Source organism: Pseudomonas sp. GW821-FHT02H06, assembly GCF_059421525.1.
Map to the genome: position 1 here is coordinate 134,170 of NZ_JBWKVD010000014.1, position 11,500 is coordinate 145,669.

The 11,500-nt window shown below is 62.6% G+C and carries 6 protein-coding genes and 2 pseudogenes; 5 read left to right on the forward strand and 3 right to left on the reverse strand.

The features are described from left to right. Positions 1-70: 70 nt before the first annotated feature. On the reverse strand, positions 71-2,110 hold the full coding sequence (locus tag AC07VF_RS20735) for an oxidoreductase (protein ID WP_495010083.1): 2,040 nt from the start codon (positions 2,108-2,110) through the stop codon (positions 71-73). Positions 2,111-2,395: 285 nt separating this feature from the next. Here AC07VF_RS20735 and AC07VF_RS20740 point away from each other — a divergent pair. The 5 genes and pseudogenes from AC07VF_RS20740 to ilvA all read left to right on the forward strand — a co-directional run. Then, a pseudogene (locus AC07VF_RS20740) lies at positions 2,396-2,869 on the forward strand (MCP four helix bundle domain-containing protein); the annotation flags it as partial. Positions 2,870-2,881: 12 nt separating this feature from the next. Beyond that, a pseudogene (locus tag AC07VF_RS20745) lies at positions 2,882-4,036 on the forward strand (methyl-accepting chemotaxis protein); the annotation flags it as partial. A gap of 208 nt (positions 4,037-4,244) precedes the next feature. After that, positions 4,245-5,396 carry a carbon-nitrogen hydrolase family protein gene (locus AC07VF_RS20750; protein WP_495010082.1) on the forward strand — a complete coding sequence of 384 codons (1,152 nt, stop codon included), beginning with the start codon at positions 4,245-4,247 and terminating at the stop codon, positions 5,394-5,396. Positions 5,397-5,399: 3 nt separating this feature from the next. After that, positions 5,400-6,440, forward strand: a complete 1,041-nt coding sequence (locus tag AC07VF_RS20755; protein ID WP_495010081.1) for an AraC family transcriptional regulator — start codon at positions 5,400-5,402, stop codon at positions 6,438-6,440. Between the two features lie 619 nt (positions 6,441-7,059). Further along, a complete protein-coding gene (ilvA, locus tag AC07VF_RS20760; protein WP_495010093.1) occupies positions 7,060-8,604 on the forward strand; it encodes a threonine ammonia-lyase, biosynthetic in 1,545 nt (514 codons plus the stop codon). Between the two features lie 219 nt (positions 8,605-8,823). On the opposite strand, the gene AC07VF_RS20765 is transcribed toward ilvA, so the two are convergent. Together AC07VF_RS20765 and aroA are read right to left on the reverse strand one after the other, a co-directional pair. After that, positions 8,824-9,702, reverse strand: coding sequence for a DUF2242 domain-containing protein (locus AC07VF_RS20765; protein WP_495010080.1), 879 nt, complete (start codon positions 9,700-9,702; stop codon positions 8,824-8,826). Positions 9,703-9,963: 261 nt separating this feature from the next. Further along, positions 9,964-11,229: a 3-phosphoshikimate 1-carboxyvinyltransferase gene (aroA, locus tag AC07VF_RS20770; RefSeq protein ID WP_495010079.1), complete on the reverse strand. Its 1,266-nt coding sequence runs from the start codon at positions 11,227-11,229 to the stop codon at positions 9,964-9,966. Positions 11,230-11,500 lie beyond the last annotated feature (271 nt).

Genomic DNA, 11,500 nt, shown 5'->3' on the forward strand with positions numbered 1-11,500 from the left:
CTCGTCGGGCTGGAGTCTCGGTTTGGGGGGCCGTGTTGGGGGATTCCCCAACCGTCAGCCCCCCAAACCCTTACAACCCCGCCGCCAACCGCGACCCCTGATCAATCGCCCGCTTGGCATCCAGTTCAGTCGCGACATCCGCCCCGCCAATCAGGTGCACGCTCTGCCCCGCCGCCTGTAACCCGTCATACAGTTCACGCAGCGGATCCTGCCCGGCGCAAATCACCACGTTATCAACCGGCAACAGTTTCTCCTCGCCCTCTGCCCCAATCCGAATGTGCAGACCCGCATCGTCAATCTTCAAATATTCCACGCTGTTGAGCATCTGCACCTGTTTGTTCTTAAGCCCCGTGCGATGAATCCAGCCGGTGGTTTTGCCCAGGCCATCGCCGACTTTCGTGGCCTTGCGCTGCAGCAGGAACACCTGACGGGCCGGTGCATGGGGATGGGGCTTGATCCCGGCCACGCCACCCCGCGCTTGCAGTTGGGTGTCGATGCCCCACTCGTCCCAGAACGCGTCGCGATCCAGGCTGGTGTAGACGCCCTGGTGCACAAGGTATTCCGACACGTCGAAGCCGATGCCGCCCGCGCCAATCACGGCGACGGACTTGCCCACCGGCTTGCGGCCGAGGATCACGTCGAGGTAGCTCAGCACCTTGGGGTTGTCGACGCCGGGGATGGCGGGCGTTCGCGGCGCGATGCCGGTGGCCAGAATCACTTCGTCATAGCCCTTACCAAGCAGGTCATCAGCCGTGACCCGGGTATTCAGGCGCAGGTCGACGCGGGTGGTTTGCAGCTTGCGGCCGAAGTAGCGCAGGGTCTCGAAGAACTCTTCCTTGCCCGGAATGCGCTTGGCGATGTTGAACTGCCCGCCGATTTCGCTCGCCGAGTCGAACAACGTCACGTCATGCCCGCGCTGGGCCGCGACGGTTGCGGCAGCGAGGCCCGCAGGACCGGCGCCGATCACGGCGATTTTGCGGACCTGAGTGACCGGCAGGTAATTGAGCTCGGTTTCATGGCAAGCGCGTGGGTTGACCAGGCAGCTGGTGAGCTTGCCGCCAAAGGTGTGATCCAGACACGCCTGGTTGCAGCCGATACAGGTATTGATCTCGTTGCTGCGACCGGCCGCGGCTTTGTTGACGAATTCGGGGTCGGCGAGAAACGGGCGCGCCATGGAGACCATGTCGGCGTCACCTTCGGCCAGCACCTGCTCGGCGACCTCGGGGGTATTGATGCGGTTGGTGGTGATCAGCGGGATCGATACCGAGCCGCGCATTTTCGCCGTTACTTTAGCGAACGCAGCGCGCGGCACCTTGGTGGCGATGGTCGGGATGCGGGCTTCGTGCCAGCCAATGCCGGTGTTGATCAAGGTGGCGCCTGAACGCTCGATGGCCTGGGCCAGTTGCACCACTTCTTCCCAGGTACTGCCGCCCTCGATGAGGTCGAGCATCGACAGTCGATAAATGATGATGAAATTCGGGCCGACGGCTTCACGCACGCGCCGCACGATCTCCATCGGCAGGCGCATGCGGTTTTCATAGCTCCCGCCCCAACGGTCGCTGCGATGGTTGGTGTGGGCGACGAGAAACTGGTTAATGAAATAACCTTCGGAGCCCATGATCTCGACGCCGTCGTACTCGGCGGTCTGCGCCAAGGTCGCGCAGGTGACGAAATCCTGAATCTGCTTCTCGATGCCCTCTTCGTCGAGCTCTTTGGGTGTGAAGGGGTTGATCGGCGCCTGGATCGCGCTCGGTGCCACTTGCTTGGGGCTGTAGGCGTAGCGCCCGGCGTGAAGGATCTGCATGCAAATCTTGCCGCCAGCCTCATGCACGGCTTTAGTGACGACACGATGGTTGGCCGCCTCTTCCGGCGTCGACAGCTTGGCCGCCCCCGAATACACCCCGCCTTCAGCGTTCGGTGCGATACCGCCGGTGACGATCAGGCCGACCCCGCCCCGTGCGCGCTCGGCGAAGTACACCGCCATGCGCTCGAACCCGCCCGGCTTCTCTTCAAGCCCGGTGTGCATCGAGCCCATCAGGGTGCGGTTGCGCAGCGTGGTGAAACCCAGGTCCAGGGGAGCGAGCAAATGCGGGTAGTGGGGGGCGGCCATAAAAACTCCATCGAGCATCATCACGGGGCGCGAGCGCTCTGCGGCGCTCGTCGAATCAGTCAGGGCCTTGGACGAGCGCCTTGTACATGGCGCAAACAGTAAACAGCCGCCCGGCCATGCTCAATGACTGGAAGTGACAAATCAATGATCAAGCGGTGCACCTCATCGTTCATCGGGCCAGCCTCCAGATTCGGCCTTCGGCGCCGATAGCCCCACAACGACCTTGCCGCACCGCCTCGATGGCTGAGCAGTGTCCTTTTTCTCAATACCTCGGCAGGACGACCAATGAGCTGGATCAATGATGCAAAAATTTCGACCAAGTTGGTCGCAGCCTTTGTGCTGTGCGCCTTCATCACCTTGGGTGTGGGTGTGCTCGGAAGCCGTGGCGTGTCGGACCTGTCGGACAGCCTGAAGCTGGTGTTCAGCAACAACCTGGTGTCCGTCGCAAAAACCGGCCAGGCCAAAACCAACGCCGTAGGGCAAAGCCGCGATCTCTATCGGTTATATACGGCGACGGCCGCCGGCATGCCCCAGGGCGTGAAGGACGAAGTGATTGCATCGATCAACGCCAACCAGCAGCAAAGCGAGAAAGCCTTCGCCGAATACCGCAAGACCCCGCTGGCCGACGATGAGCGCGCGGCGGGCGACCAGATGGAAAAAGACTGGCCGGCCTACCAGGCACTGGTCCAGAAATACGTCGGCCTCATGAAAGCCGGCGACCTTGATAACGGCCGTGCCTTGTTGTTTGGCGATCTGCAGGCGGCGTTCCGCGTGGTGCTCGATGAATTGACCGTTATGGTTGAGTCCAATAACCGGCAGATCGGCGAAGGCGCCGAGGATGCCGCCCGCATGGAGTCCTCCGCCAAGACCTCGCTGTACATCGGCATCGCTATTGCCTTTCTGGCGGCGATCTTGCTGGGTATGTTCATCAGTCGCCTGATCAGCCGTCCTCTCGCCTATGCGGTCACGAGCGCGCGGAGCATTGCCGGCGGTGATCTGACTCAACAGATTGTCAGCACCGGCCGTGATGAAGCCGGGCAATTGTTGACGGCGCTGGGCGAGATGCAGGGCAGCCTGAAAAGCACCATTCAGCAGATTGCCGATGCGTCCAGTCAACTGGCCTCTGCCGCAGAAGAGCTGACCGCCGTCAGCGATAACGGCAGCCGAGGGTTGGTCCGCCAGAACGACGAGATCCAGCAGGCCGCGACCGCCGTCACGGAAATGACTTCCGCTGTGGAAGAAGTGGCGCGCAACGCCGTGTCTACTTCCGACGCGTCTAGGACCACCAGCAAACAGGCCAGCGAGGGCCGCGACCAGGCCCGTGGCGCCGTCGAAGCCATCAACAGCGCGACCACCGAAATCGCCACCTCGACCAACATGGTCCGCGACCTCGCCGTGCAGGTCCGGGACATCGGCAAGGTGCTGGACGTGATTCGCGGCATCGCCGAACAGACCAACCTGCTGGCCTTGAACGCCGCCATCGAAGCCGCCCGTGCCGGTGAGCAGGGCCGGGGCTTTGCCGTGGTCGCCGACGAAGTCCGGGCCTTGGCCGCGCGCACCCAGGCCTCGACCGGTGAAATCGAAGGCATGATCAACAGCGTCCAGGCCAGCGCCGACCAGGCGGTCGGGGCGATGGGCAAAAGCCAGTCGCTGGTGACCGACACCCAGGCGCTGGCCCAGGCAACGGGTCGCGCGCTGGAGCAGATCGCCGACGGCATCGCCCAGATCAACGAACGCAACATGGTCATCGCCACCGCATCCGAGGAGCAGGCGAATGTCGCGCGCGAGGTGGACCGTAACCTGGTGAACATCCAGGATCTGTCTACCCAGACAGCGGCCGGTGCGCACCAGACCAATGCGTCGACTCAGGACCTTTCCCGCCTGGCGGTTTCGTTCAACACGCTGGTCAGCCGCTTCCGCCTGTAAACGCGCTGCCCGTGATGCCTGCAAATCGCCGGCATCACGGTTGATTCATACAGCGCAGGCGGCCGCCGACGCCGCCTCGCTTCAATGCCTTCGCCGAATGGCCGCCCTGGTCGTTGGCAAACCTTCTCCAAATCGCCGTTTTGCCGTAGCCTTCCGGCAACGTCATGGCGCCCCGTGCGCCTTCTTCAGAGGCAGCTCTCCTTTCTTCATGCGCAAAGTTCTCGGCTCACTTACCGCAGCAGTGCTGGTGATGCTTCTCGTCAGCTACGGGCTGTGGACGGGCAAGCGTCATGTCGGGCACTACCTGACGGACCTGCGCATCCAGTTGGTGATCAACGACGGGCAACCCGGGGAACGCGGCAACCTGCTGGGCATTCAGCCCGAGCTGTTCCCTTCCGATTATTCGAGCGTCAAGCGCCTGCACCGCAAGCTGGCGTCCTATCTGGTGCAGGCTCGCGACCATGGGCTGCTCAACGATAAAACCATCGTGGTGCTGCCCGAGCACATCGGCACCTGGTTGTTGGCGGTGGACGAAAAAACCCAGTTCTATCAGGCCACCACTCTCGAAGAAGCCATGAACTGGCTGGCGTTCAGCAACCCGCTGCTGTTCATCGACGCGGTGATTCACGCGCGGGGCAGCAGCCGCTTCGAGGATGCGCGTTTGCGCATGAAGGCGCACAGCATGGCGCAGGACTATCAAACCGTGTTCGGCGGGCTGGCGAAGGAATTCGGGGTAACGCTGGTGGCGGGCTCGATCGTGCTGCCCAGCCCGCAGGTGGAAAACGGTGAACTGCGCATCGGCCGTGGCGCGCTCTACAACAGCAGCCTGGTGTTCGGCCCCGACGGCCTGCCCTTGGGGCAACCCCAGCGTCAGTTGTTTCCGGGCTGGAATCAGCGGGGATACATCCGACCCGGCAAGGACGCGCCGCTCAACGTAATCGACACCCCCGCCGGGCGACTGGCGACGCTGATCGGCAGTGACAGCTGGTACCCCGACAACTACGCGCGCCTCAATGCCAGCGGCGTCGAGCTGATTGCGGTCCCGGCCTACGTCGCCGGCACGGACGGCTGGTCGCAACCCTGGCGCAGCGACAAGCACGACGCGCTGGCGGCCCATCTGAACCTGGGCGCCAAGCCGATCACCCAGGGCGAAGCCTGGCGTCGATTGGCCCTGACACCGGCCAGCACGGCGAAGGCCGGCGTCAGCGTGTTCATGCGCGGCCAGTTCTGGGACCAGGGCAGCGCCGGCCACAGTTTCGCCAGCCGCGACGGACAGAGCATCGCCGAGCAATCCATCAGTGCCGCTCCGAAAGGCGTCCGCCCCGGTCATGGTGCGCGCCTGATCAATCTGTGGTTGTAACCGATGACCTCCCCTCGCGTGCGTCTGGGCGATCTGTCCGTGGGTTTCGTTCATAGCCTCGCTGATGCTGTTCGCGGCGAGGGCAAAGACCCGCAACCCTTGCTGGCGCAATACGGCCTGGATGCCGCGCGACTGGGTGAGGCCGGCGCCCGGCTGTCGATCCCGCGCTACATGCGCCTGGGCCATGGGGCCATCGAACTCACCGGCGTGCCTGCCCTGGGCCTAAGGATGGGCCAATCCAGTCGCTTGAGTCACGCCGGGCTGGCCGGCATCACCGCTGCCCAAGCGCCAACGGTGCGGGAAGCGGCGCGGACGCTGATTCGCTTTGAAGCGCTGTACGGCTCGAATTATCGCGGCCAGTCGAGCCTGCACGAAGACAGCGCCGGTGCCTGGCTGCGTTTTTACTCGATCAGTCCGTACAACGACTACAACCGCTTCGTGGTGGATTCGATTCTCAGCGGCTGGCTGCATCAGCTGTCGACCCTGAGCGGGACGAAGCTTGTCGCCGAACGTCTGGAGATCGAATTCGACGCCCCCGCCTACGCCGCGGAATACGCCACGCTCTGCGAGCAGCCCGTGAGTTTCGCAGCGGGCGTCAACCAGTTGCGCCTCAACCAGTATCAGCTTGGCCTGCGCAATCCCGACCACGTGCCCAGTACCTGGCGGCATCTGCTGCAGGTGTGTGAACGGGAACTGGAACAGCTCACCCGCACCCGCAGCCTGCGCGAGCGCATCACCCAGTTGCTGGGGCCGTTGTTGAATGGGGGGCGGGAGCCGGATCTGGAAGAAGTGGCCGCGCGACTGAAGCTGCCGACCTGGACCCTGCGCCGCAAGCTGGCGGACGAAGGCACACAGTTTCGCGCGATCCTCAATGACACCCGGCGCGACCTCGCCATGACCTACATTCGGGACACCGAACTGGCCTTTGGCGAAATCGCTTACTTGTTGGGATTTGCGTCGGCCGAAGCCTTTCAGCGGGCCTTCAAACGCTGGACCGAACAGACGCCCGGTGCGTTTCGTCGTAGCCAGCGCCAGTCGCTCTGACTGGCAGGCGTGGGCTTTCTTACAACTCGGTGGCGTCTTCGGCAGGTTCCAGCGGGTCCATCTCGTACGCCTGGTATTCCAGCAGTTCTTCCTGGTACTCGTCCATTTTTGCGCCCTCGTGGCGGGTTCTTGTGATCGATGGTGTTTTTGTGTCGCTGAGTCATTCAGCAGCAGATTCACTGACTACGCGCCCAACCCTAAAGTGCCCTCATGAACAAAAAATGAAGGCCCGTTGAAAACTAGACGCGCCCGGATAAACGGCAATGGCCCAAGTGGTCTCCAGGCCTTCTTCTGGCTCGCCCTCCGTTTTTTTCAGCCTGCCAGTTTTTTAGCGTTGACGGGGTTAGCCCACTTGACGACCGCGCCGTGTTCGCAATAGTCTCGACGCCATGAACGCACCCCAGCATTGCTTCGGCCAGATAATTATTACCGCCATTCCAGTCATGGCGGGTTAGCCGACGTTTGCACCCAACCCGCCCTAGAGGCGGGTTTTTTCTTTCTGTCTCCCGGGCCAAAAACCACATCAGGAGTCGGACATGATCATTCGCCCTTCCCTCGCTTTCTTCGCCGCCAACCTGATCATCGCAAGCCTTCCCACGAGGCCCACTCGATGAATCAGATGCCAGCCCACCCGCTCGTTCAGGGCGACTTGCTCAATCACTACGTCAAAAAGATCCTGACCTCCCGCGTGTATGACGTTGCCGTGGAAACCCCTCTGCACGCCGCCCGCCAGCTGTCTCAACGCCTGGGCAACAACGTGCTGCTCAAGCGCGAAGACCTGCAGCCGGTGTACTCCTTCAAGATTCGTGGCGCGTACAACAAGTTGGCGCAGCTGAGCCCGGAAGAATTGGCGCGGGGCGTGGTGACGGCGTCGGCGGGCAATCACGCCCAAGGCCTGGCGCTGGCGGCGAAGACCCTGGGCGTGTCGGCCACTATCGTGATGCCGAAGACCACCCCCGAGATCAAGGTCGAGGGCGTGCGCTCCCGGGGCGGAAAAGTCGTACTGCACGGCGACTCTTTTCCCGAAGCGCTGGCGTATTCGCTGAAGTTGGTCGAGGAGCACGGCTACGTCTATGTTCATCCGTATGACGATCCCGACACCATCGCCGGGCAAGGCACGGTGGCGATGGAAATCCTGCGTCAGCATCAGGGCCCGCTGGACGCGATCTTCGTCCCGGTCGGTGGCGGCGGGCTGATTGCCGGCATCGCGGCGTACGTGAAATACCTGCGCCCGGAGATCAAGGTGATCGGCGTCGAGCCGGATGACTCCAATTGCCTGCAACAGGCCATGGCCTACGGCGAGCGCGTGGTACTACAGCAAGTCGGGCTGTTTGCCGATGGCGTCGCGGTGGCGCAGATCGGGCAGTACACCTTCGACATCTGCAAGGATTATGTCGACGAAGTGATCACGGTCAGCACCGATGAAATCTGCGCGGCGATCAAGGACATCTACGACGACACCCGCTCGATCACCGAACCTGCCGGCGCGCTGGGCGTGGCCGGGATCAAGAAATACACCGAACAATACGAAGTCACCGGGCAGACCTTCGTCGCCATCGATTCCGGCGCCAACGTCAACTTCGACCGCCTGCGCCATGTGGCCGAGCGCGCTGAGCTGGGCGAAGGCCGTGAAGCGATCATCGCCGTGACCATTCCGGAGCAGCCGGGCAGCTTCAAGGCGTTCTGCGAGGCCATCGGCAAGCGGCAGATCACCGAATTCAACTACCGCTATCACACCGACCGCGAGGCGCACATCTTCGTCGGCGTGCAGACCCACCCCGACACCGACCCGCGCAAAGCCCTGATCGCGAGCCTGACGGAGCAGGGTTTCCCGGTGCTCGACCTGACCGACAACGAACTGGCCAAACTGCACCTGCGGCACATGGTCGGCGGGCATTCGGAACGGGTCAACGACGAGGTGGTGCTGCGCTTTGAATTCCCCGAGCGGCCGGGTGCGCTGTTCAACTTTCTGAACAAGCTGGGCGGGAAATGGAATATTTCGATGTTCCACTACCGCAATCACGGCGCCGCGGATGGCCGAGTGGTGGCGGGGTTAGTAGTGCCGGAGGATGAACGGCATCTGGTGCCCCAGGCCCTGGCGGAGATTGGGTATCCGTATTGGGATGAAACCAGGAACCCGGCGTATAAGCTGTTTTTGGGGTGATGCGGCTACGAACGACACCGAAGATCTGCAGGCCCAGCGCACCCTTGTGGGAGCGAGCTTGCTCGCGAAGACTTCAGTACAGCCACTAAACCTCCAGTGGCTGAAATGACCACTTCGTGAGCAAGGTGGAGCGCCACCCCAGTCACTCCCACAGGTTTTGAGTTTGCTGCATGTGCGGTGTCAGCACGCGGCACCTCACCTGGGAAGTAGCAGCGCAGCTCACTGCGCCGGCGTTGACTCAACCGCTGGCGCAGCGCTCGGCTCGGTGGTCGTCGCGGGCGCAGGCGTTGTGGCAGGCGCGGCCTCCACAGGCGTCGCTGTTTCGGCCTTCAACGGCTCCGGTTCGGCAGGCGCAGGCATTGGCTCGCTGCTCTGTTCGGCAGCGGGCGCAGGCTGAGTCGCAGGGGTTGCCAACGGCGCTGGCACAACTGGCGTCGTTGCAGCTGGGGCGGCAGCGGCAGGTGCAGCCGCCGGCTTCTGCTCGGTCAACGCCGCCGGTTTGCCCGGCACCGGCTCAGGCATGCCCAGGTCGGTCTTTGGCTTCTCTTCAATGTGCGCGGCTTTCTTCACTTCAGGCGGCAGGAAGTTTTCCACCAGCCCGAAGAAACGATCATAAAACTTGGACGATGCCACGGTTTCACTGGCGACCTTGACCATCGAGTCGTCGGTCGAGCCAATCGGCATAGACACCGAGCCCAGCACGCCTACCCCCAGACTCGCGGAGTTGTTGACCTTCTTCAGCGCATAGCGATCCTGCAGCGCATTGGCGAACATGGTGGTCTTGTTGTCGGCACTGCCGTCCGGCGCACACACCACGTTGAAGCTGATCTCCATGTGGGTTTCGCCGGTCTGCTGGAAGCTTTTATGGCCGCTGATCACTTTGGGATCGCTGCTGGTGATGATGTAGCCCTGGCTCAGCAATGCCCGCCGGGCCGCTTCGCAGGTGGCGGCATCTGACACCGGGTAGTTGCGGGAGAACGTCCCGGCATCGTCGAAATTCTCATGCTCATAGACCGTCGGTTTTTTCGACGAGCAGCCTGCGGCAGCCAGCAGGGTAATGACCCAGCATGCGGTACGAAAGCTCAGTAATTTAGGCATCAAACATCCTGGGGCAATTGGTCGACTGAAAGTGGACCGGAGAAAACGCCGGTAAGTCTGCAACAAGCCTGCCATGGGATCAACGCAGAGTTTGCAACCGTGTGGATACATCGAAAGGGTAACTGTGCACGGGGCCTGCACCCGTGGGCCTGTCCGGGAAGCGCAGGGTGCGCTGATCAGACCGCAAGAGGGTCGGAAAAATCGGCACGCCGGGCCTGGCATCGATCAGTCGACTGCCTCAGGCCCGGCATGCTCTGGGCTTCAGACCTCGCCGTGCACCAATTTCACGCCGAGGAATTCCAGCGCACGCCAGTAGCCGGGGTAAGTTTTGCCGACGCATTCCGGATCCTGAATCCGCACGCCTGCCACCTTCAAGCCGGCCAGCGCGAAACACATGGCAATGCGGTGGTCGGAGTGCGTGTTGATCAAGGCGTCGCTGCTGGTCCCCGCCAGACTCGGATCAGACGCAACGAGTAAGTCATCCCCTTCTACCGAGGCCAGTCCGGGGCGGACCTGATTCAGGCCATCGTGCAGCGCCTGAACGCGATCGCATTCCTTGACTCGCAGGTTAGCCAGATCGACGAAGCGCACCGGCGTCTCGTTGAAAGCTGCCAGCACCGCCAGTGTAGGAATCGCGTCCTGCATCTGTGAGCCATTGATGACCGCAGGCATCTTCGGAAACTGCGCGATCACTTCCATGGCCTTGGCGTCTGGCTGAGTGAACGCCTCCCCCACCACTCCCAGGTCGATCTTGCCGCCCGTCAATGCCTCGGCAGCCCACAAATAGGTTGCGGCCGAGGCGTCGGGCTCGATCTGGTAATCGCAGGCGGTGTAACCCGTCGGCGCAACGCGCCACAACGCATCATCCAGCACCTCGACCTCGGCCCCGAACGCACGCATGCAGGCGATGGTCAGGTCGATGTAGCCACGGGCGCCGATCTCCTTGCCGGTCAGCGCCACTTCAATCGGCGCATCGCCACAGGCCGCCACCATCAACAGGGCGGAGACGTACTGACTCGACAGGCCGCCGTCGATTTCGAAGCGAGTGGCGGTGATCGAACCTGTCCCGTGCACCACCACCGGCGGACAACCGGTGGCGCTTTCCGCGTTCAAGCCGCCTTTGCGCAAGGCCTCAAGCAACGGGCCGATCGGGCGTTTCTGCATGTAGTGGTCACCGTCCAGCGTAACGCTGCCATTCACCGTGCACACGGCCGCTGTCAGGAATCGTACCGCGGTCCCGGCATTGCCGAGGAACAGCGCGTCTTGCGGCGCCTCTAGATGCCCGCTGCTGGTGACGACGAAGCTGGTGTCGTCTGGCTCGTCGATGGTAACGCCCATCTGCCGCAGGGCATTGGACATGTGCCGGGTGTCGTCGCTTTTCAGTGCACCGCGCAAATAGCTGGTGCCTCTGGCGAGGGCAGCCAGGAGCAGCGCGCGGTTGGTGATGGACTTCGAGCCGGGCGGCGACACATGGCCCGTCAGCGGTACGCCCGGCGGGATGACAGTGATGGTTTGGTTCATGCCCATGGTCCAGCTCTCCAAATTCGAAATCAGGCACCGCACAGCGCCGCGTTTACAGCCGGCGATGATGGCATTTATCGCCGGGCTGTGCAGCATCCAGCGCGACAGGCGATGCTTTCGCCAAATCGCAGGCACAAAAAAAGCGATCCTGGGATCGCTTTCTCTGTTGCTTCAAGGCGTTCAAGGACCTCGAAGCTATGTATGGCGCAGCGGACGGGACTCGAACCCGCGACCCCCGGCGTGACAGGCCGGTATTCTAACCGACTGAACTACCGCT